The sequence below is a fragment of the Paenibacillus terrisolis genome, from assembly GCF_056171975.1.
In genome coordinates this window covers 1-22,146 of record NZ_JBKFGG010000021.1, presented here as the reverse complement: position 1 = coordinate 22,146, position 22,146 = coordinate 1, and the positions used below count along the sequence as shown (strand labels likewise).

Here is a 22,146-nt window from a genome sequence, read left to right as displayed (position 1 = left end):
TTCCGGAATAGTTGCAATTTAAAATACTTAAATTTATCATATCATGAACGCTATGAAGTTCCGACTTATTTCCCCAAGCAGAATTGGGAGAAAATCTGATCGATCAGCGCATCCGGCGCCGAGTCCCCGATAACTTCGCCAAGTTGCTCCCAGGCAAGCCGCACATCAATCTGCAAAATATCGATCGGAATGCCGCTGTCCGCTGCTTCATACGCGTCGGCAAGCGACTGCTTCGCTTTTTTCAGCAGTGCAATATGACGCACATTGCTGACATAGGTCAAATCGCCTGATTCCAATTGTCCGCCAAAAAACAGCTGAGAGATTGCTTCCTCCAGGTGGCCCAGTCCTTCTTCCGTCTTAACGGAAAGCTCCACGATGGATTCCGCCGAAAAATACTCGCCTACAACTTCACGATCAAGTCCCTGCGGAAGATCGATTTTATTTAGCAAAACAATCGTTGATCTTCCCGACAATTGCTTCATTAAAGAAATTTCATCCTCATGAAGAGCTTCGGCGCTGTTCAGCACCAGCAAAATCAAGTCCGCCTCATTCACCGCAGCCTTGGAGCGCTCCACCCCGATTTTCTCGACAACATCCATCGTTTCGCGAATACCGGCCGTATCGAGCAGTTTCAGTGGAATATTGTTAATGGTGACGTACTCTTCAATAACATCCCGCGTCGTTCCCGGAATATCCGTGACGATCGCTTTATTCTCCCGGGCCAGCGCATTCATTAGCGACGATTTTCCGACATTAGGCCGTCCTACAATCGCCGTCGTAATGCCTTCCCGCAAAATTTTCCCCTGGTTCGCCGTCCGCAGCAGGGCTTCGATTCCTTCTGTAACCTCATCACATTTCGATTTTATGAACTCCATCGTCATCGACTCGACGTCATGCTCCGGATAATCGATGTTCACTTCGATATGTGCGAGGGTTTCCACCAACGTATGCCGCAGCAGATTGATTTTACGCGACAATTCGCCTTCAACCTGCTTCAGCGCAACCGAAAAGGCCCGGTCCGACTTCGAGCGGATCAGGTCAATCACGGCTTCCGCCTGCGACAAATCGATCCGCCCGTTCAGGAACGCCCGCTTGGTAAACTCCCCCGGCTCAGCGAGACGAATGCCGCGCTGCATGAGCAGCAGGTCCATAACCCGTTTCACGGAAATAATCCCGCCGTGGGTGCTGATCTCCACCACATCCTCGGTAGTGAACGACCGCGGGGCCCGAAATACTGTGACCAAAACCTCCTCAAGCTTCTCCCCCGTTTCGGGGTCAACGATGAACCCGTAATGCACGGTGTGACTTTCCGCCTCCGGCAGAGCCGTTTTGGAGCGGAACAACCGTCCCACCTCGTCAATCGCCTCGGGCCCGCTGACCCGGATCACCGCGATCCCGCTTTCGCCCACCGCCGTCGATATCGCTGCTATCGTATCGCTTAGCATGTTCTCACCTCGCTGTTGATATTTATTCGTGAATAATGGGCTGCGCCAGCTGTTTGATCTTCCGATCGCTGTTGCCATTGGATTGCCAATATTATATAACACCTTGCAAGGTTACAATCCAATGGCAAAGGCGAACGCTTTCGCTTCTCCAGACTCAAACAGCCATCTCCGCTCTCATTCACGGAACTCACAAACATTGCTTCATCTATAACATCATTTCACCGAATTGCTCAAACCTAAGCGCATTCCGAAGGAACAGCGCCTCCTTGCACGTAACCCAGCGCATTCCCGTAGGGAACAGCGACGAGGGTGCGCCTCTGCCTCTCCCTCGTTACTTCCGCTTTTCCAGGTCCCCAAGGAGCTCCAACAGTAAGACGTACCCCCGTTAGGGGGAGAAAAGCGTTCCGCCGCCACAGTCCAGCGCATTCCCGTAGGGAACAGCGATAAAGGTGCACCTCTGTCCCTCCAACGTTAGTCCAGTTTGCGTGAGTCCAGAGGGCTGCGGGCCCTCGGAGCCCTCCCTTACGGTAAGGGAGGGTTTGGGAGGGCTGAGGCCCATAAAAATAAACGCAACAACGTCACCAGGCATCATGCCGTAGCCAACGTCATTGCGTCTCATTCATTTGCTTTGCTTCAGTGTTATAACGACCCGCCGGTTTGGCTCCTCGCCTTTGCTGTACGTTTTAACCTCCGGATGATCCTGAAGTTTGGAATGAATCACTTTGCGCTCCTGCGGCGACATCGGTTCAAGAGTAACCTCTTTGCGCGTGCGGACGACCCGCCCGGCCAACCGGATGGCGAGCTCCTCCAGCGTCTTTCTCCGGCGTTCGCGGAAGTTTTCCGCGTCCAGAACAATGCGAATAAAGCTATCGGAATAACGGTTAGCGATAATATTCGCCAAATATTGCAGAGCATCGAGGGTCTGACCTCTCCGCCCGATTAAGAGTCCCAAATCATTTCCCGAAATGTTCAATACGGTGCTGTCTTTTTTGTGCTCGATATCGACTTCAATCTCAAGCCCCATGTTCGTACCGACGTCCCGTACAAATAACGCCGCCTCCTCATAGGGGTCTCTGCCATCGTGAACCAAGCCTTCCTTATTAGAAGGAAAAGCGAAGGGTTCCGAAGACTTCCCCAGCGATGATGGTTCTGCCGAAGTCTTTTCAAGCAAGGTGAGCTCCACCTTGGCCTCCCTGACTCCGATCAGTCCCAGGAATCCTTTTGACGGCTGCTCCAACACATTCACGGCGACTTTATCCTCGGTAGTGCCGAGCATGGCCAATCCTTGTTTTACAGCATCTTCAATGGTTTTTCCCGACGTCATGATTTTATTCATTTCGATTTTTTGGCCTCCTTGGCGCCTTTGCCGGGATGACCGGCTTTTAAATTCGAACCGCCCTTTTTCTTACCCGAACCCGAACTCGAACCTGAAGGTGAAGAACCGCTTGGCCCATTGACGGCCAGGACCGGATCTTTCTTCCGGTAAATAAAAAAGTTCTGCGCAATCGTATACAAGTTACTGAAAATCCAGTAAAGCGGAAGCGCCGCGGCAAAGTTGTAAGCCATGATGAAAATCAAAATCGGATAGACAAACATCATAAACTGCATCGGCCCTTGCATTCCGGAAGGGTTCATGTTCGACATCATTCTTGTTTGAATGAACGTCGTCAGTGCGGCAAGCGCCGGCAGGATAAACAGCTTGTCCGGCTCACCGAGATGAAGCCACAGGAAGGAATGTTCACGGATCGCGGCATTATGGTAAATCGAGTTATACAGTGCAATGAACACCGGCATTTGAATAATCAGCGGAAAACAGCCGGCCATCGGATTTACTTTATGCTCCTGGAACAGCTTCATCGTTTCCTGCTGCTGTTTCTCAGGGCTATCTTTATATTGTTCCTTGATCTTCGCAAGCTGCGGCTGAATAGCCTGCATCGCTTTCGAGCTCTTCACCTGCTTCAGCGTCAGGGGAAGAATCAATGTCCGAACAATAATAACCATCACGAGGATCGCTAGCCCGTATGCTCCGCCGAACCATTTTGCAAAGGTATCCAGAGCAAGCGAGAAGTAATAAACGACGTTGGCCGTCCACCAAGAGTTACTGCCTCTCATACTTTCCGTAGTTGTTGTAATATTGTTGCTTTGCACTCCGCAACCGGCGAGCACAGCCACCAGTCCGATCGCAAGAATGAGAAGAAGCCATCTTCTTCTGTTATTGATCATTCGCGACACTTCAAAACCCCTCTCTTAACCTATCCATTCATCGTAAATCATAACATATTTAAAAGGACAAAGAAACAAGACCACTTAAGGCCTCGAAGGCCGCAGCAGCGAGGCTTTTCGCAGTACATGGAGCACGCTTTTTTCCAGTTCCTTGTACTCCATTCCGACGGCGCCGTTTCTAACGATCAGAATGAGATCGACATGATCCCGAATCTCCGCTTCATGCAGACGAACGATCTCCTTCAGCATGCGGCGCATCCGGTTGCGAACAACGGCGTTGCCGATTTTTTTGCTGGCGGACACGCCGAGCCGAAACCGCTCGATATCCGATCTGCCCGCCCAATAGACGACCAGTTGCCGATTGGCAAATGACTTTCCGTACCGGTAGATCCGATTGAAATCGGCCCGGTTCCGTAACCGAAGCTTTCTATGCACAGCAATCTCCCTGCTTCAAACCCGATTGATTTTCAAAAATGGCTCTGTAATCCATGGTTGGCTAACTTCTAATGTATTATAAACCAACGTCATAGGCGGTAAACCTCTGCCGTCGGCAACGATAGGGCCAAGTAAAACGGCAAAATTCGCATTAACAAAAAAAGACCACCGTAGTGGTCTTCACGCACGCATTACGCACTCAATACTTTTCTGCCTTTAAGACGACGAGCTGCGAGAACCTTGCGGCCGTTTTTCGTGCTCATTCTTTTACGGAAACCGTGAACCTTACTACGTTTGCTCACATTTGGTTTAAAAGTCGGTTTCATTTATTGCACCCCCTTACAGGAATCACTGTCTTATTATCATTTCCATGTCCACAGAAAATGCCTTTTTACATTTAACCATAACCCCTTTGAAAAGTCAACAGAACCTGGCATCTCTTTTTGGGCGAAATTCCCGGTTATTCACATGTGAATCGCTTGAATTCCGAGTTTTCCACAGCAACACTTCCATTTCAGGATGAATATAAGTTATGCACATGTGGAAAAGTATTTTTTAAGTGAAATGGCTATGTGAAAATAAGCGCTTCCAGAAAAGTATTTACAGGCAGAATGGATCGGAGTATATTGAAAATGTAAAGTTGTATACAAGTATACTTGTCTAAAAAGGAGTGTGGACTTTCATGAAATTAGGGATGATCGGTCTTGGAAAAATGGGCCTTAATCTCGTGTCGAATCTGCTGGGTCACAGGCACGAAGTCGTTGCTTACGATATGAACAGCCAATCGGTTGAAAATGCCGCGAGTCAAGGCGCCATTCCAGCGGGCAGTTTGGAACAACTCGTATCTTTGCTGGAGGCTCCGCGCATCGTTTGGGTTATGGTTCCCGCCGGCGCCCCGCTTCTATCCGTTGTTGATCAGCTTACTCCCCTGCTGGAGCAAGGCGACATCATTATTGACGGAGGCAATTCGCATTATAAGGATTCGCTCGCATTAGCCGACCAGCTATCAACGACCGGGATCAACTTTTTCGATGTCGGCACGTCCGGTGGCGTAGAAGGTGCGGAACAAGGCGCTTGTTTCATGATCGGCGGAGACGAAACGGCGTTCCGCCTCATTGAACCCATTTTCAAAGATATCTCCGTCGAGAACGGCTACCTGTATGCCGGACCAAACGGCAGCGGCCATTTTCTCAAAATGGTGCACAACGGGATTGAGTACGGCATGATGCAGGCGATTGCGGAAGGGTTTGAACTGCTTGATAAAAGTCCTTTTGCCTTTCAATTCGAAGATGTCGCCAGAGTATGGTCGAACGGCTCGGTTATCCGCGGCTGGCTGATGGAGCTGGCGCAAAACGCCTTCTCCAAGGATCCGAAACTGGAAAGCATCCGCGGTGTCATGAAATCCTCAGGCGAAGGCAAATGGACGGTGGAAACCGCGCTTGATTTGCAAGCTAGTGCGCCGGTTATCGCCCTGTCGCTGTTCATGCGCTACCGTTCGCTGGAAGAAGACACTTTCCACGGCAAGGTTGTAGCCGCCCTACGCAACGAATTCGGAGGCCACGGGGTAGAATCGTCCAAGTAGGCGCCACGTACCAATTCAAGGGAAATCATGCTATGATTTAAATGTTTCAGAAAGTTGTTTCAGAACATTTGATCATATCGGGATGAAATCCCTTGGATAGGAGATAAGCAAGATGCAATATCCTTCTTCATGGTTAAAAGGCAGCTCACTCGGCGAATCGATCGCTTCCGAGTTGCGTCTGCAAATCATCAATGGAACGATCAAGCCGGGCGAGGTATTATCCGAGAACCGCATCGCCGCGGATTTCGGAACGAGCCGTTCCCCGGTTCGGGAAGCCATGAAAACGCTGTCCGGCGAAGGACTGATTACATTGAAACGAATGGGTGCCGTTGTGAACGGACTTAGTTTGCTCGATACTGAAGAACTGTACGACGTACGTTTTCTGATTGAAAGCTTTGCCTGGAAACGGCTTGCGGCCGAGCCAACCAAGGTCATGGCCCAAATGCGGCAAATTATCGACAAAATGGAGCTCGCCGGAAAACATCAGGATATCGTGGAGTTTGCCTATCAGGATCTCAGTTTTCATGAACTGGTCATCACGGAAGCCAAACATACGAGAATTTTTCATCTGTGGACCAGCATCCGCCAGATCGTCATGACCGTCATGCTTATCACGACCAAGGAAGTCCTGTCGCAAGGCGAAGAAAAAATCGAATATGTCGTCAATAAACACCGCAAGCTGCTAAAAGGTCTGGAATCGGGAGACATCGAAACCATCCAAGCTTGTGTGGAGGAGTATTTTGCCGATTCGCGCAACACGCTGCATACCAGTATCCCAAGTTAATCCGGGTGATCAAGACGCTTTTTAATAGGAGTTAAACCGTTCCGTTTTCTTTTACTTTAGTTGTCGACAAGTATACACTCATCGATTCAGGAAAAAAAACTCATAATAATGCAAGCTTTATCTGAAAAAGGTTTATGAAAGCGCTGCATCTATGAAATAACGCGGGCTTGCGCAAATGCATGAAGGAGGAATTCAAAATGGATACGCTATTCGGCATGAGTCATAATGCCACATTGATATTTTGGACTTTGCTAACAATCGTTTTTCTCGTTATCCTCATTTCGAAGTTTAAATGGAATCCTTTCGTCACCCTGCTGATTTCGGCCTTACTTCTCGGACTTCTGGCCGGCATGAAGCCGCTTGATGTCGTCAACTCAATTACCTCCGGGCTGGGCGGAACGCTGGGGACCATAGCCATCGTCATCGGACTTGGCACCATGCTCGGTAAAATGATGGCCGAATCCGGCGGCGCGGAGCGCATCGCCACGACATTAGTCGACCGGTTCGGCGAAAAAAGAGTCCACTGGGCTATGATGCTGGTCGGCTTTATCGTAGGTATTCCGGTATTTTTCGAAGTTGGGGTTATTTTGCTCATTCCGATCGTGTTTACGGTCGCCAAGAAGACCAAAATGTCGCTGCTGCAAATCGGGATTCCGATTCTGGCCGGCTTGTCCACCGTCCACGGTCTGGTCCCGCCGCATCCGGCGCCAATGATCGCAATCGACGCTTACGGGGCGGATCTCGGGAAGACGATTCTTTACTCTATCGTCGTCGGCCTGCCGGTTGCAATTATCGCCGGACCGCTTTTCGGTAAATTTATCGGCAAACGAATCGTGCTTGAACCGCCGGCACAGCTGGCGGAGCAATTTTCCGTGAAAAACGACCGCAAGCTGCCCGGATTCGGAATTACGTTATTTACGATTTTGCTGCCCGTTATTTTGATGCTGATCGGCTCGATCGCCGACATTCTCGATCCGGAGGCAACGAGACCCATCACCTTGTTCTGTGAATTTATCGGTCATGAAATTATGGCCCTACTGATCGCCGTCGTTTTCTCTTTCTTCTCGCTTGGTTTTTCCAGAGGATTTACGAAAAACGAAATTTCGAAGTTTACGAGTGAATGTCTTGCGCCTATCGCTACGATCGTGCTGATCATCGGCGCCGGCGGTGCGTTCAAGCAAGTGCTGATCAACAGCGGCGTCGGCGACGCCATCGCGCAAATTGCCACCGGCGCGCATGTGAATATCATCCTCTTTGCCTGGTTCGTTGCCGCCCTGATTCGTGTGGCCACCGGTTCGGCTACGGTTGCGATGACGACGGCTGCCGGCATTGTTGCGCCGGTTCTCGCCATGACCCCGGGTGCCAATGTGGAATTGGCCGTACTCGCCACTGGCGCAGGTTCGATCGTACTCTCGCATGTTAATGACGCCGGATTCTGGATGGTCAAAGAGTTTTTCAACATGTCCGTGCCGCAAACCTTGAAATCATGGACCGTCATGGAAACGATTCTATCCGTCGTTGGCCTGATTCTGATTCTTGCCGTCAGCCTGGTTTTCTAATATCGTGGATAACAAAGTGAAATTATAAAGGAAAAGAGCTAAATACAGAGAGAAGGTTATAAAATGGATGCACACGCGTATATGATCGGAATTGACATCGGCACGACAAGCACCAAAGCCGTCTTGTTTGAGCAAAACGGAAAGGTTGCAGCTTCCGCGAACGAGGAATATCCATTGTACACGCCTTCCGCTTCCATTGCGGAGCAGGAGCCTGGAGAGATTTTCAATGCTGTGATTCATTCGGTTGGGCAAATCATGAAACAAAGCGGGGTTGATCCGGAGCAAATCATGTTCGTTTCCTTCAGTTCGGCGATGCATAGCGTCATTCCCGTCGATGAAAACGGCGAGCCGCTGATGCGCTGCATGACCTGGGCGGATAACCGCAGCGCGCTGTGGTCGGAACGGTTGAAAAACGAGCTCGGCGGTCATGAGATTTATTTGCGGACCGGAACGCCAATCCACCCGATGTCCCCTCTGACGAAATTGCTGTGGCTGCGCCATGAAAGTCCGGAAATTTTCAGCAAATCCAAAAAGTTTATTTCTATTAAAGAGTATGTTTTCTTCAAGTTGTTCGGAGAATACGTGATCGACTATTCCATCGCATCCTGCACGGGGCTCATGAATCTTGAACGACTGGATTGGGATGAAGAAGCGTTGAAAGTTGCCGGCATCACGCCGGAACAGCTGTCCCGGATCGTTCCGACGACCCACTCCCTTAAGGGGCTATCGTCAAAATACGCCGCCGAAATGGGCTTGTCCTCTTCTACTCCATTTGTGATCGGAGCGAGCGACGGCGTATTGTCCAATCTCGGGGTTGATGCCATCGATCCCGGGGTCGTCGCCGTGACCATCGGAACCAGCGGCGCGATTCGGACGGTCGTAGACCGTCCGACGACAGACCCGAAGGGCCGAATCTTCTGCTACGCGCTGACGGACAAACATTGGGTCATTGGCGGACCTGTGAATAACGGTGGCGTGATATTCCGCTGGGTCCGGGATGAATTTGCCGCCTCCGAGGTGGAAACGGCCAAACGGCTGGGCATTAGCCCCTACGATGTGCTGACCAAAATCGGCGAACGGGTGCGCCCCGGCTCCAACGGGCTTATTTTTCACCCTTATCTGGCCGGTGAACGTGCGCCGCTTTGGGATCCGAATGCCCGTGGCTCCTTCTTCGGGCTAACGCTGGGCCATCAGAAAGAGCATATGATTCGCGCCGTTCTGGAAGGGGTTATTTACAACCTCTACACGGTGTTGTTGGCTATGGAAGAACAAATCGGACGGCCGAGCAAAATTCAGGCTACGGGCGGCTTTGCCCGCTCCCCTCTGTGGCGGCAAATGCTGGCGGATATTTTCGACCAGCCAGTCGTGATCCCGGAAAGCATCGAGAGCTCCTGTCTTGGCGCCGTTGTGCTGGGCCTGTATGCCTTGGGCAAAACCGATACGCTCGATATCGTTAAAACGATGGTGGGAAGCACGCACGAGCATACGCCGATTGCCGAGAACGCCGCTATATACAAGCAGTTGCTGCCGATCTACATCCGCATTTCGCGCAAATTGACGGAGGAATACGAGGCCATCGCCAAATTCCAGCGGCAAATGGACATGGACGAGCCGAAGGCCTAAAGCGAATATCCCCCATTTCAAAAAGAGCTGTTATCCGAAAAGGATAACGGCTCTTTTTTTACGGATACAATCGAAGATTATTCACAAGCCCGGAATTTCAAAATTAGCAGCATCCTCTAATAACCTGTGCATATTTTTTTTGAATTTTACCTCTTTCTGTCGAATTTTAAACATACTATAAACAATATGTAGTGGTGTTAATGATAATTATGCACAAGTTATTGAATTTGTGGATAAAAGCTGACTGTCCATTGAAAAATAAGGCTTCTTTTGCTATGATTATATTGTTTTTGTTGTGAATATCTGAGTTTATGGACTGATTTATTAACAACCTGTGGATAACATTGTGAACAATTCGAATTTAATTCTGTTTATAATGATTATACTTTACTTACTACTGGGGATAAAATTCCCCTTTATTTATGTTTTTTCGACTCTTTCTGCATGGCTTAAGCCACAATTGGAAGATTTAAAAGGAGTGACAGTCTGTGGACAGCCATACTTCGGAAATATGGCAACATATTTTATCCATCATCAACACCAAACTCAGCAAACCCAGCTTCGATACCTGGTTCAAGGCTACGAAGATCGTCAGTCTGACCGACCAGTCGATCGTCATTTCCGCACCGACCACGTTTGCCGTGGAATGGCTGGAGAGCCGTTATACCAAGCTCGTAGCGACCACCGTATTCGAATATATCGGGAAACAAGTCAGTGTTTCTTTCGTTATTGAAGAATCGGCTCCTCCCGAGCAAATCCCAACGATCAAAGAGCCTCCCGCACCCGTCCAGACTGAAGAAAGCGTTTCCCATATGCTTAATCCGAAGTATACGTTTGATACGTTCGTCATCGGGTCGGGCAACCGTTTCGCCCATGCGGCTTCGCTGGCCGTTGCCGAAGCGCCTGCACGGGCGTACAACCCGCTGTTTTTATATGGCGGCGTTGGACTCGGCAAAACGCATTTGATGCATGCGATCGGCCACTACATTTTGGAGCACAGTCCCAGCAGCAAAGTCGTGTACATCTCCTCTGAGAAATTCACGAACGAATTTATCAATTCGATCCGGGATAACCGCGCGGAGAGCTTCCGCAACAAATATCGGAACATCGATATTCTGCTGATTGACGATATCCAGTTCCTTGCCGGCAAAGAATCGACGCAAGAGGAATTTTTCCATACTTTTAACGCTCTGCACGAAGAACGCAAGCAAATCATCATTTCCAGCGACCGGCCGCCCAAAGAAATTCCTACGCTGGAAGAGAGGCTTAGATCCAGGTTCGAATGGGGACTCATCACCGACATACAGCCTCCGGACCTCGAAACCCGGATCGCCATCTTACGCAAGAAAGCTAAGGCGGAAAACCTCGATATTCCGAACGAAGCGATGATGTATATCGCAAATCAGATCGACACGAACATTCGTGAGCTGGAAGGAGCTCTCATCCGGGTTGTGGCCTACTCTTCCCTGATCAACCAGGACGTGACCACGCACCTTGCCGCGGAAGCGCTGAAAGATATCATTCCATCCAGTCGTCCCAAGATGATCACGATTCAGGACATTCAGCAAAAAGTAGGAGAATACTATAATCTGCGGCTGGATGATTTCAAAGCTCGTAAAAGGACGAAAGCCATCGCGTTCCCTCGTCAAATCGCCATGTATCTTTCCAGGGAACTGACGGACTTCTCCCTCCCTAAGATCGGCGACGCTTTCGGAGGCCGCGACCATACCACGGTCATTCACGCTCACGAAAAAATCACTCAGCAGCTCAAAACCGACCAAGATCTATTCAAAATTATTAATAACATAACCGAAAAAATAAAAAGTGCGACCTGAATAAGCAAAGAGCCTATGCACATGATATTCACATGTGGATAGGCTTCATTTCATCTGTTTTATGTTGTTATCCACATATTCAGGGCCCCTACTACTTCTTCTATATTTTTAAAGATATTTATCATCCATACGGCACCTGAAAAAAACTTGCTCTTCGCAACCATTCTATGCGATAAAAACTTGCTTTATGCAAAAAAATATAAAAGCCGAAGATATTGATAGTGCTTGGAAAAGTTATCTGGATTTAGCGAGGTTTTGATAGAAGCCCCAGCTTAACCCAATCGGCTGTTGCTCCAAAACGACGAGTTTATTCCGATGTAATTTCAAAGGAGCCAAGCTCCATAAAAAGTAAGCCTGCTCTTACAAAGCAAGTTCTATTGCGAAGTAATTTCAAAGAAGCCTATGCTTCATAAAAACTAAGCCTGTGCTTACGAAGTAAGTTTTATTGCGAAGTAATCCCAAGAAGCCTATGCTTCATAAAACTTTTAGGAGTTGAATTTATGAAAATACGTATTTTAAAGCATGAATTAAACGAGTCGATCCAACACGTGTCCAAAGCGATCTCCAGCCGGACTACGATTCCGATTTTGACGGGGATTAAGCTGGACGTGAACTTTCAAGGCATGACGCTGACTGCCAGCGATACCGATATTTCCATTCAAGCGTTTATTCCGGCCGAAGACAAAGACAAGCAAATCGTCCAAATCGAGCGCCCCGGCAGCGTGGTGCTGCCTGCAAAATTTTTTGTAGAGATTATCAAAAAGCTCCCTTCGCAGGATATCGAAATGGAAGTGCTGGAAGGTTTTCAAACTTTGATTCGTTCCGGCTCGACGGATATTCAGATGGTAGGACTGGATCCAGAGGAATTCCCCGTTCTCCCGAGCATTGAAGAGAACCAAACGATCTCGATTCCGGGTGACCTGCTGAAAAATATGATCCGCCAAACGGTATTTTCAATTTCCTTCAACGAAACCTCTCCGATTCTGACCGGGGTTCTCTGGAATTTAAGCGAAAACCTGTTCAAATTCGTCGCTACCGACCGTCATCGGCTGGCAAGCCGGATGGCCAAAATGGATGACGCTGACAACGTTCGTTTCAGCAATATCGTCATTGCCGGCAAAACGCTGAACGAGCTTAGCAAAATCATTCCGGATCAAAACACCCGTGTCGATATTGTCGTGGCCGACAATCAAGTGCTGTTCAAAATCGACCGCGTGCTGTTCTATACCCGCATCCTGGACGGAACTTATCCGGACACTTCTAAAATTATTCCGACAAGCTATAAAACAGAACTTGTCCTTGATACGAAAAAATTGAGCGATTCGATCGACCGGGCTTATTTGCTGTCGCGCGAGGAGAAAACGAATATCGTCCGCCTGCAAACTTTGGAAGACGGATCAATCGAAATCTCTTCCAGCTCTTCCGAGCTCGGGAAAGTTACGGAGCAGTTGGAGGTTGCTCAATTTACCGGCGACCCGCTGCGCATTTCATTCAACTCCAAATATATGCTGGACGTTCTGAAAGTCGTAGAAAGCGAGCAGCTGCATATCGGCTTTACCGGCGCGATGAGTCCGATCATTATCAAACCGGTGGATGACAGCCAAAGCTTGTATCTGATTCTGCCTTACCGGACGACGAACTGATAACGGAAAGGAAATCGTAAAACGATGAAGATAATTTCCATTTCGACGGAATATATTAAGTTGGACCAATTCTTGAAGCTAGCGGATTGCGTTCCTACCGGGGGCATGGCCAAAGCAATCCTGCAGGAAGGCGCCGTCAAGGTGAACGGCGAACCGGAAGATCGCCGGGGAAGAAAGCTGTACTCGGGAGATGTGGTCGACGTTGAAGATTGCGGTTCCTTCCGGGTGGCTGCCCAAGAATGAAGGCAAAAAGCGGTCAGCGGGAATGAGGAGGTTAGTCTCTACGTGTTCGTCAATCAATTGTCATTGCAGCATTACCGGAATTATGGCACACTCTCGCTGAACTCTTTTGGCAACGTTAACCTCATTATCGGGCGCAACGCGCAGGGAAAAACCAACCTGCTGGAGGCCTTGTTCGTGCTCGCTCTGACGAAATCGCACCGGACGGCCAAGGATAAGGAGCTGATCGCTTTTGGCAGCGACCACGCCCTGATCCATGCCGAGGTGGAGAAAAAGTACGGAACGGTTCAGATGGAGCTCCGGCTGTCGGCCCAAGGCAAAAAAGCCAAGCTGAACGGGCTTGAACAGCGGAAGCTCAGCGATTTTATCGGGGCTCTGAACGTGGTCATGTTCGCTCCGGAAGATCTGGAGATCGTGAAAGGAACACCGGGCATCCGGCGCCGTTTTCTGGATATGGAGATCGGCCAGGTGCAGCCCAGCTATCTTTTTCATCTCCAGCAGTATCAGAAGGTGCTTATCCAGCGCAACAATCTGCTTAAGCAAGCCTGGGGAGCAGGTCCGGAGCTTGGGACGATGCTGGAAATTTGGAATGAGCAACTTGTCGAGCACGGTGTTAAAATCATCAAAAAAAGGAAACAATTTATAAGAAAACTGCAAACTTGGGCAGAGCAGATCCACGAGGGCATTACCGGAGGCTCGGAAAAACTGAAATTATCCTATCTTCCCTCGTTCGGAGAAGCGGAAGAGGAAGATGAAGCTGTCCTATTGGAGCAATTTATGATAAAGTTATCACAAATGAAAGATCAGGAAATTCGCCGCGGCATGACGCTGGCCGGACCGCATCGTGACGACTTGGCTTTTCATATTAACGGCAATGAGGCGCAGGTTTACGGCTCCCAGGGACAGCAACGAACGACGGCTTTATCGCTTAAGCTGGCGGAAATCGAACTGATTCACGCGGAGATCGGAGAATACCCCATTTTGCTGCTCGATGATGTGCTGTCCGAGCTTGATCCTTACCGGCAAACCCAATTGATCGAGACGTTTCAGAGTAAAGTGCAGACGTTCATTACGGCTACGGGGATCGAGAGTCTCAATGCGAGCCGGCTTACGGACGCCAGCCTTTTTCATGTTCAGGAAGGACAAGTCCATTAATCAAGGGCGGAGGGATGCGAGTGTATATTCATTTAGGCGGGGAGAAGATCATTCTCTCTTCGGAACTCATAGCGATTTTTGACATTTCGATCGAGAAATCGTCCAAAATTTCCAAGCAATTTATCACCCATGCGATCGAAGAGAAAAACGTGTTGCGCATCGGCGAGGAAGAAGCGAAGTCCATTGTAGTGACGAAGGATGGAATATATTATTCGCCGATTTCTTCCGCGACTCTGAAAAAGAAGGCCAACATTATTTTTGCGGGTTAACCGCTCTTTGAATCTATAGAAGTAGGTGAAGGCATGTCAATGAACGAACAATCGTATGACGAGAGTAATATACAGGTGCTCGAGGGATTGGAGGCGGTCCGCAAACGTCCGGGGATGTATATCGGATCTACCAGCGCGCGGGGGCTTCACCATCTGGTTTGGGAAGTCATAGATAACAGTATCGACGAAGCGCTGGCGGGTTACGCCGACAAGATCGACGTAATCGTCCATGAGGATAACAGCGTTACCGTTATAGACAACGGGCGGGGAATTCCGGTAGGTCTGAATGAGAAATTACAAAAATCGTCGCTCGAAGTTGTCATGACCGTGCTGCATGCCGGCGGTAAATTCGGCGGCGGGGGATATAAAGTATCCGGTGGGCTTCATGGCGTCGGTGTTTCGGTCGTGAACGCCTTGTCGACGAAAGTGATCGTAGAAGTTAAACGGGACGGGCATGTTTATCAGCAGGAATATCACCGCGGAACGCCGCAGTACGATGTAAGAAAGATTGGAGACATCGACGAAGACGAGACGGGGACAAAAACGAGATTCTATCCGGATGCGGAAATTTTCACGGAAACGACCGTGTTTGATTATAATACGCTGCTGGCGCGGATTCGCGAGCTTGCTTTTTTGAATAAAGGCATCAACATTTCTTTGACCGACGAGCGTTCGGGAGCCTCCGAGAGTTTCCACTACGAAGGCGGGATCATGGAGTACGTCAAATTCCTGAATCATAATAAACAGGTATTGCACGAACAGCCGATTTACGTTGAAGGCCAGCGGGACATGATCCAAGTGGAAGTTTCCCTTCAGTACAATGACAGCTATACGGAAAATATTTTGTCGTTCGCGAACAATATTCATACGCATGAAGGCGGAACGCATGAATCCGGCTTCAAGAGCGCGCTGACCCGGATCATCAACGATTATGCCCGCAAGACCAGCATGATCAAGGACAATGATTCCAACCTAACCGGGGATGACGTGCGTGAGGGATTGAATGCGATTATTTCCGTAAAAATTCCGGAGCCGCAGTTTGAAGGACAAACGAAAACCAAACTCGGAAACAGCGAAGTGCGAGGGATTGTGGAATCGCTTTTCGCCGAAAAGCTGCAGGAGTTCATGGATGAAAATCCGTCCGTATCGCGGCGGATTCTGGAGAAATCGCTGCAGGCGTCCCGGGCTCGCGAAGCCGCGCGTAAAGCCCGCGAGTTGACTCGCCGCAAGAGTGCGCTTGAAGTGAGCGCTTTGCCGGGAAAACTGGCCGACTGTTCCTCCAAAGATGCTTCGCTCAGCGAACTGTACATCGTCGAAGGCGATTCGGCCGGCGGTTCGGCCAAACAAGGGCGGGATCGCCATTTTCAAGCGATTTTGCCGCTGCGCGGTAAAATTCTGAACGTGGAAAAAGCGCGGCTTGACCGCATTTTGGGCAACGCTGAAATCAGGGCGATCATCACGGCTTTGGGAACGGGGATCGGGGAAGAATTCGATCTTACGAAAGCGCGGTATCACAAGGTGATCATCATGACCGATGCCGACGTCGACGGCGCCCATATTCGGACGCTGCTGCTGACGTTCTTCTTCCGTTACATGCGGAAGATTATCGAAGCCGGATACGTATACATCGCGCAGCCGCCGCTGTTCAAAATCGAACGCAACAAAGTGGTGCGCTATGCCGGTTCCGAAAAGGAACGCGACGAGATCATCGCTGAATTCGGCGAAAACGTGAAGCTCAATATCCAGCGTTACAAAGGTTTGGGCGAAATGAACGCCGAGCAGCTGTGGGAGACAACTATGGATCCGGAAAGCCGCACGATGCAGCAGGTATCCATCTCCGATGCCATTCAGGCGGACGCGATCTTCGATACGCTGATGGGCGACGATGTCGCTCCACGGTATGACTTTATCCAGGAGCATGCGAAATACGTGAAGAATCTCGATATCTAAAGGTCCGGGAGACGGACTGACATAAAGGGCTGTTCCAAATGCCGGCGAATGGATCCGGTTCATTGGAGCAGCCCTTTCTTATTGGCGGGGAGGCGTATTTACGGACGACGGTTTCAACCGGCCGTATGCGACAGCGTATCTCTTGATTTTTTTGTAAATGTCTTTATTTTCGAGCAGTTTGAAAGGGAACAAAGCCGGGAGCGTATTGACTTCCAAAATCCAAATGCGATACTGCTCGTCAATTGCGATATCAAGGCCGATCTCTTTCAGATTCGGAAGCTTTTTGGCCAGTTGGGCAGCGACGCGCACACCGACCTTTTTCATTTCTTTGTATAGCTCGGTAAATTCTTTAGGGGACAGGTAGGAGCCAAGCAACTCTTCTATGGACATGATGCTGCCGCCGCCATGATAGTTTGTCACCACTTTTTGCAGTGCGGCTACCCTGCCGATAAGCCCGGTCGTTTCCCAGGTTTGAAGCGGAGTTTTCTGAACCAAGGCGCGAATGTCAAATCTGCGGCGCCGATAGGTAAGCAAATGAATGCCTTTTTGGATCAAGTAAAGCTTCTCATTGATTTTCCTCTTAAGCGCATGATGCAGTTCCTGGGCCGTGTCATAAAGTTCATACTCGATGCCGTGCCTCAATTTATATTTGCGGGAGGAATCCGGAACAAGCTCATCCGTCCAAAATTCAATGCTCATGACGCCGTTGCCATAGGTGCCGTGATCCGGTTTCACAAACACCATGCCATACGTCTCCATCATCTCCGTGAGATTTTCCAAGTTGTATTTGCGGGTGTCGGGAATATAGGCGCGAAGAGACTCCTGCTGCCTGATAATCTTCGTTTTTTCCCATTTGCTCGCGATCCGCTGAATGGCCAAATGACAACCCTTCCTTTCTGAAGCAATGTTCGGAATTTGCATCCCTGACTGCGAAAAACATAGGACAGAAGAGATAAACAATGATATAATAATAAGATACGGGGATTTTATTAGTTTTTTAAGCAATTTAAGAAAAAGCTATATCCGTAGTGTATGAGCGGACATCACGATGGGAGTGGACACATCCCCATTTTTTTGCTGTCGTATGGGAAAAAGGATTGGAAGAACAAGAGGTTTTAATTAGGCTTGTTTTGTGAAAAATGATATAAAGTGACGAGTTGGATACTGGTTTCAAGTCTTTTCCCATACATTTGGCACGTGGATGAATAACAAAGGAGGTCCAGCATGGCAGAAGAAAATTACCCGCAAATCGTCGATAGGGACATTAATGTGGAAATGCGCGAATCCTTCATGGATTATGCCATGAGCATTATTGTCAGCCGTGCTTTGCCGGATGTAAGGGACGGTTTGAAGCCGGTGCATCGCCGTATTTTGTATGCGATGTCGGAGCTTGGAATGCATCCGGACAAGCCATTCAAGAAATCGGCGAGAATCGTCGGCGAAGTTATCGGTAAATACCATCCTCACGGGGATTCTGCGGTTTATGAAACGATGGTGCGTATGGCCCAGGATTTTTCCATGAGATATATGCTTGTCGAAGGACACGGCAACTTTGGATCGGTTGACGGCGATATGGCCGCAGCGATGCGGTATACGGAAGCCCGGTTATCCAAAATCGCCATGGAAATGCTTCGCGACATCAATAAAGAAACCATTGATTTCATGCCTAACTATGATGGGGAAGAGCATGAGCCGGTTGTGCTTCCGTCCCGTTTCCCGAATCTGCTGGTCAACGGGGTTTCAGGGATCGCGGTCGGGATGGCGACCAATATTCCTCCGCATAATCTGGGCGAAGTCATCGATGGGGTTCATGCGCTGATTGAAAACCCGGATATTACCTCGCTGGAGCTTATGGATTATATACATGGCCCGGATTTTCCGACGGCCGGTTATGTCATTGGCCGCTCCGGAATTCGTCAAGCCTATACGACGGGACGCGGATCGGTAACGATGCGGGCCAAGACGACGATCGAAGAGCATAACAATAAAGCTCGAATCATCGTCGACGAGCTCCCGTACCAGGTGAATAAAGCACGTCTGGTGGAGAAAATCGCCGAACTCGTGCGGGAGAAAAAAATCGACGGCATTACCGATTTGCGGGATGAGTCGGACCGTACGGGGATGCGCGTCGTGATCGAATTGCGTCGTGACGTTAATCCGAATGTCGTTTTGAACAATTTGTATAAACATACGGCTTTGCAAACTTCGTTCGGGATCAATATGCTGGCGATCGTGAATAACGAGCCTAAGATTTTGACCTTGAAGGAAGTTCTCAGCCACTATTTGCAGCATCAAGTGACCGTGATCCGTCGTCGTACGGAATTTGACCTGAAGAAAGCGGAAGCTCGCGCGCACATTCTGGAAGGTTTGCGTATCGCGCTGGATTATATTGATGAGGTCATCGCTTTGATCCGCGCATCCAATTCGGACGAGGAAGCCCGCGACGGCTTGATGTCAAGATTTGGTCTGAGCAACGAGCAGGCACAAGCGATTCTCGATATGAGACTTCGCCGCTTGACCGGTTTGGAACGCGACAAGATCGAGAACGAGTATAACGAGCTCCTTCAGAAAATCGCCGAGTATCGCGATATTTTGGCGAACGAATCATTGGTTCTCCAGATTATTAACGATGAACTTCACGAGATTCGCGATAAATATGCGGACCCTCGTCGTACGGAGATTACGATCGGGGAAGAAAGCATTCTGGATGAAGATTTGATTCCGCAGGAAGAAGTCGTTATTACGATTACCCATACCGGTTATATCAAGCGATTGCCGGTTACGACCTACCGCAGCCAAAGACGCGGAGGCCGGGGTGTCGTTGGCATGGACACCAAGGATAATGACTTTGTCGAGCATCTGTTTGTGACGAATACTCATCACTACTTGATGTTCTTTACCGACCGGGGCAAAGCTTACCGTCTGAAAGCCTACGAGATTCCGGAGCTTGGACGTACGGCAAGGGGAACTCCGATTATCAACCTGATCCAAATCGAGCAGGGCGAGACCGTCAATGCCGTCATACCGGTGAAAAGCTTTGACGAGGATCAATATTTGTTCTTTGCCACACGGCAGGGCATCGTTAAGAAGACGCCGCTTGAGGATTATATCAATATCCGCAAGGGCGGGCTTATCGCAGTTAATCTGCGCGACGACGATACGCTGATCGATGTGAAGCTGACCGACGGTTCTCATGAAGTGATCATGGGGACGGCGCAAGGCATGTCCATCCGCTTCCCGGAAAGCGATGTTCGTTCTATGGGACGGGCGGCTACAGGCGTCAAAGGGATCACGCTCGACGATGGTGACGAGCTGATCGGTATGGATGTCGTGGTGCCTGAGCAGGATATCCTGATCGTTACGGCGAAGGGCTACGGCAAACGGACGCCTGCTTCGGAATACCGGACGCAAAGCCGCGGCGGCAAAGGGATAAAGACAATCAACGTGACCGAGAAAAACGGCTCCGTAGTTGGTCTGAAGGTCGTCAAAGATGAAGAAGACTTGATGATCATTACGAGCAGCGGCACCTTGATTCGTACGAGCATGGCCGGCATTTCGACCATGGGCCGGAATACGCAGGGCGTGAAGCTGATCAATATTCGGGACGATGATTCGGTGGCTACCGTCTGCCGCTCGGATAAGAGCGAGGATACGGATGAGCCGGACGATGAGAACGGTGAAGGTGTCACCGATCCTTCCCAGACGGAACCTGGCGTAGATTCGGAAGAATAACAGAAATTCAGCATAGAGCGGACTTCCCCCAAGGAGGTCCGCTTTTTTACTACTCTTTTACTCTCCGTTGAAAAAGAAGGATTGCTTGCTTTTTTAAAGGCGTACTATAATGTTAGTGGGTGAGGAATAGTTCTTTTTCCCTATTTTTAGGTGATGGAAGCCCCAGTTGTACAATTGAGGAGAGTATGGATATGACTAGTATTTCTGTGATGGACATAAAACCCGGCGTAAAGCTGATCAGTTCCGTTTATACTCCGCTTGGCGGACTCTTGTTGCAAAAAGGAAAGGTCCTGCTGCCTCGGGATCTCGATATTATTCGTGCGTTTATGATCCAGCAGGTAGATATTGAGGAACCTTTTGCTACGGATCGTAAAGGGACAACTCCTGCGGCCTCCGGGCAGGACACGACTAGTACAAAAGCGGGCTCAGCGGCTTCTTCGAATGCCGCCAATGTCGGCGCAGCTATTAATGACATCAGGAATGAAAGCAGTCCCTTGCATCAGGAATACGACAGAATGTTGCATTTAACGAAAAGCGCCTTTCAGTCCGTACTTGCTTCCGAACTTCCCATCTATGAATTACGGCATCAACTGGAAGCTCTTATCCGGCATATTAAATCTTATAACGTACTGACATTTGCTCCGCGGAATATGAACGAGTATGACTACCTGTATCATAATGCGATCCTCTCTTCGTTAACTTCCTATCTGTTGGCACAGTGGTACGGATTGCAGCAAAAGGATTGGATGCAGGTCGCTTTTGCCGGATTGCTCCATGATATCGGCAATACCAAAATCGACCCGGTTATTCTGTATAAACCGAGTGCGCTTACGGAGGAAGAAGCCGAAGAAATGCGGATGCACACTACTTACGGTTATCAGCAGCTGCGAAAAACGGCGGCGATTAACGAGGGAGTTCGCTTAACGGCGCTGCAGCATCATGAGAAAATGGACGGCTCCGGATATCCTTTTCATTTGACCGGCGACAAACTGCATGTCTATGCGAAAATCGTTGCGATTGCGGATATTTTCCATGCCATGACACTGAATCGCCGTTATCGTAAAGCCAAGTCGCCTTATTTGGTGCTAGAGCAAATCAAAACCGAAGCGTTCGGCAAACTTGACCCCGGCATTGTGCAGGCGTTCATAGATAAAGTGACGCAATTCCATACCGGAATGCGCGTTAGGCTTAGTAATGATAAAGTGGGCGAAATCGTGTTCTCCGATCGCGACCACCCGACGCGTCCAATGGTGTCCGTTCAGGGGCAGATCGTGAACCTTATACAGGAAAGACAACTCTATATCGAGGAAGTTCTTTCCTAGGGTTGATATTTAGCTGCGGTTTAGGGTATATTATTACTTACCGTTTGAGGTAATGAAGAAGAGCTGGATGAATCGAAAATATTGTTTTTCAAAAAACTCTTGCAATTACTTGTGAATGGTGATATATTATAAAAGTTGCCGCTGAAACAACGGTAACGAAGAAAAACGAAGTTGATCTTTGAAAACTGAACAACGAGTGAGTATTAAAATGGATGAATTCCAAGCTGGTCGCGAGGCCGTTTGAAATATCATCTTGAGAAGTAAAATTCTCGTCAGTTTTTCTAAATGAGCAAGACAAACACTTTAATGGAGAGTTTGATCCTGGCTCAGGACGAACGCTGGCGGCGTG

The 22,146-nt window shown here is 49.2% G+C and carries 19 protein-coding genes; 12 read left to right on the top strand and 7 right to left on the bottom strand.

Features of this window, described 5'->3' with window-relative positions; all coding sequences use genetic code 11:
- Positions 1–65: 65 nt before the first annotated feature.
- From mnmE to rpmH, 5 genes are all read right to left on the bottom strand, one after another.
- The gene (mnmE, locus tag ACI48K_RS17145) at positions 66–1,445 is read right to left on the bottom strand and encodes a tRNA uridine-5-carboxymethylaminomethyl(34) synthesis GTPase MnmE (RefSeq protein WP_475028837.1); all 1,380 of its coding nucleotides are present in this window, start codon (positions 1,443–1,445) and stop codon (positions 66–68) included.
- A 619-nt stretch (positions 1,446–2,064) separates the two neighbouring features.
- A complete protein-coding gene (gene jag, locus ACI48K_RS17140) occupies positions 2,065–2,781 on the bottom strand; it encodes an RNA-binding cell elongation regulator Jag/EloR (RefSeq protein WP_475028836.1) in 717 nt (238 codons plus the stop codon).
- A complete protein-coding gene (locus tag ACI48K_RS17135) occupies positions 2,778–3,677 on the bottom strand; it encodes a YidC/Oxa1 family membrane protein insertase (protein ID WP_475028835.1) in 900 nt (299 codons plus the stop codon). The genes jag and ACI48K_RS17135 overlap by 4 nt, the downstream gene beginning before the upstream one ends.
- Positions 3,678–3,752: 75 nt before the next feature.
- A complete protein-coding gene (gene rnpA / locus ACI48K_RS17130; protein WP_475028834.1) occupies positions 3,753–4,103 on the bottom strand; it encodes a ribonuclease P protein component in 351 nt (116 codons plus the stop codon).
- Between the two features lie 191 nt (positions 4,104–4,294).
- A complete protein-coding gene (gene rpmH, locus ACI48K_RS17125) occupies positions 4,295–4,429 on the bottom strand; it encodes a 50S ribosomal protein L34 (protein ID WP_068621644.1) in 135 nt (44 codons plus the stop codon).
- Positions 4,430–4,785: 356 nt separating this feature from the next.
- Here rpmH and gnd point away from each other — a divergent pair, with 356 nt between their 5' ends.
- The 10 genes from gnd (at position 4,786) to gyrB (ending at position 16,743) form a co-directional block, all read left to right on the top strand.
- Positions 4,786–5,685 (top strand): phosphogluconate dehydrogenase (NAD(+)-dependent, decarboxylating), encoded by a 900-nt coding sequence (gene gnd / locus ACI48K_RS17120; protein WP_475028833.1) that lies wholly within the window; start codon positions 4,786–4,788, stop codon positions 5,683–5,685.
- A gap of 112 nt (positions 5,686–5,797) precedes the next feature.
- Complete coding sequence (locus ACI48K_RS17115; protein ID WP_475028832.1) at positions 5,798–6,469, top strand: GntR family transcriptional regulator; 672 nt, start codon at positions 5,798–5,800, stop codon at positions 6,467–6,469.
- Between the two features lie 197 nt (positions 6,470–6,666).
- On the top strand, positions 6,667–8,028 hold the full coding sequence (locus ACI48K_RS17110; protein ID WP_475028831.1) for a GntP family permease: 1,362 nt from the start codon (positions 6,667–6,669) through the stop codon (positions 8,026–8,028).
- Between the two features lie 63 nt (positions 8,029–8,091).
- On the top strand, positions 8,092–9,651 hold the full coding sequence (gene gntK, locus ACI48K_RS17105) for a gluconokinase (protein WP_475028830.1): 1,560 nt from the start codon (positions 8,092–8,094) through the stop codon (positions 9,649–9,651).
- A gap of 488 nt (positions 9,652–10,139) precedes the next feature.
- Positions 10,140–11,486: a chromosomal replication initiator protein DnaA gene (gene dnaA, locus ACI48K_RS17100; RefSeq protein WP_475028829.1), complete on the top strand. Its 1,347-nt coding sequence runs from the start codon at positions 10,140–10,142 to the stop codon at positions 11,484–11,486.
- Positions 11,487–11,986: 500 nt separating this feature from the next.
- Positions 11,987–13,129, top strand: coding sequence for a DNA polymerase III subunit beta (gene dnaN, locus ACI48K_RS17095; protein WP_475028828.1), 1,143 nt, complete (start codon positions 11,987–11,989; stop codon positions 13,127–13,129).
- Between the two features lie 24 nt (positions 13,130–13,153).
- Complete coding sequence (gene yaaA / locus ACI48K_RS17090; protein ID WP_475028827.1) at positions 13,154–13,372, top strand: S4 domain-containing protein YaaA; 219 nt, start codon at positions 13,154–13,156, stop codon at positions 13,370–13,372.
- Between the two features lie 42 nt (positions 13,373–13,414).
- Positions 13,415–14,524: a DNA replication/repair protein RecF gene (gene recF, locus ACI48K_RS17085; protein WP_475028826.1), complete on the top strand. Its 1,110-nt coding sequence runs from the start codon at positions 13,415–13,417 to the stop codon at positions 14,522–14,524.
- A gap of 20 nt (positions 14,525–14,544) precedes the next feature.
- Positions 14,545–14,793, top strand: a complete 249-nt coding sequence (remB, locus tag ACI48K_RS17080; RefSeq protein ID WP_475028825.1) for an extracellular matrix regulator RemB — start codon at positions 14,545–14,547, stop codon at positions 14,791–14,793.
- Between the two features lie 33 nt (positions 14,794–14,826).
- Positions 14,827–16,743, top strand: coding sequence for a DNA topoisomerase (ATP-hydrolyzing) subunit B (gene gyrB, locus ACI48K_RS17075; RefSeq protein WP_475028824.1), 1,917 nt, complete (start codon positions 14,827–14,829; stop codon positions 16,741–16,743).
- Between the two features lie 78 nt (positions 16,744–16,821).
- Here gyrB and ACI48K_RS17070 read toward each other — a convergent pair whose 3' ends face one another.
- On the bottom strand, positions 16,822–17,622 hold the full coding sequence (locus ACI48K_RS17070; RefSeq protein WP_475028823.1) for a YheC/YheD family protein: 801 nt from the start codon (positions 17,620–17,622) through the stop codon (positions 16,822–16,824).
- A gap of 345 nt (positions 17,623–17,967) precedes the next feature.
- On the opposite strand from ACI48K_RS17070, the gene gyrA reads away from it, so the two are divergent.
- Both gyrA and ACI48K_RS17060 read left to right on the top strand, forming a co-directional pair.
- A complete protein-coding gene (gyrA, locus tag ACI48K_RS17065) occupies positions 17,968–20,475 on the top strand; it encodes a DNA gyrase subunit A (protein ID WP_475028822.1) in 2,508 nt (835 codons plus the stop codon).
- A gap of 191 nt (positions 20,476–20,666) precedes the next feature.
- Positions 20,667–21,797 (top strand): HD-GYP domain-containing protein, encoded by a 1,131-nt coding sequence (locus ACI48K_RS17060; protein ID WP_475028821.1) that lies wholly within the window; start codon positions 20,667–20,669, stop codon positions 21,795–21,797.
- Positions 21,798–21,885: 88 nt separating this feature from the next.
- Here ACI48K_RS17060 and ACI48K_RS17055 read toward each other — a convergent pair.
- On the bottom strand, positions 21,886–22,146 hold a 261-nt coding region (locus tag ACI48K_RS17055; RefSeq protein WP_475028820.1), incomplete at its 5' end, for a hypothetical protein.

What these genes read in the sequence shown, in the direction of transcription:
- mnmE (WP_475028837.1), bottom strand. Translation starts at nt 1,445, where the DNA reads ATGCTAAGCGATACGATAGCAGCGATATCGACGGCGGTGGGCGAAAGC.
- jag (WP_475028836.1), bottom strand. Translation starts at nt 2,781, where the DNA reads ATGAATAAAATCATGACGTCGGGAAAAACCATTGAAGATGCTGTAAAA.
- rpmH (WP_068621644.1), bottom strand. Translation starts at nt 4,429, where the DNA reads ATGAAACCGACTTTTAAACCAAATGTGAGCAAACGTAGTAAGGTTCAC.
- gnd (WP_475028833.1), top strand. Translation starts at nt 4,786, where the DNA reads ATGAAATTAGGGATGATCGGTCTTGGAAAAATGGGCCTTAATCTCGTG.
- ACI48K_RS17115 (WP_475028832.1), top strand. Translation starts at nt 5,798, where the DNA reads ATGCAATATCCTTCTTCATGGTTAAAAGGCAGCTCACTCGGCGAATCG.
- ACI48K_RS17110 (WP_475028831.1), top strand. Translation starts at nt 6,667, where the DNA reads ATGGATACGCTATTCGGCATGAGTCATAATGCCACATTGATATTTTGG.
- gntK (WP_475028830.1), top strand. Translation starts at nt 8,092, where the DNA reads ATGGATGCACACGCGTATATGATCGGAATTGACATCGGCACGACAAGC.
- dnaN (WP_475028828.1), top strand. Translation starts at nt 11,987, where the DNA reads ATGAAAATACGTATTTTAAAGCATGAATTAAACGAGTCGATCCAACAC.
- yaaA (WP_475028827.1), top strand. Translation starts at nt 13,154, where the DNA reads ATGAAGATAATTTCCATTTCGACGGAATATATTAAGTTGGACCAATTC.
- gyrB (WP_475028824.1), top strand. Translation starts at nt 14,827, where the DNA reads ATGTCAATGAACGAACAATCGTATGACGAGAGTAATATACAGGTGCTC.
- gyrA (WP_475028822.1), top strand. Translation starts at nt 17,968, where the DNA reads ATGGCAGAAGAAAATTACCCGCAAATCGTCGATAGGGACATTAATGTG.
- ACI48K_RS17060 (WP_475028821.1), top strand. Translation starts at nt 20,667, where the DNA reads ATGACTAGTATTTCTGTGATGGACATAAAACCCGGCGTAAAGCTGATC.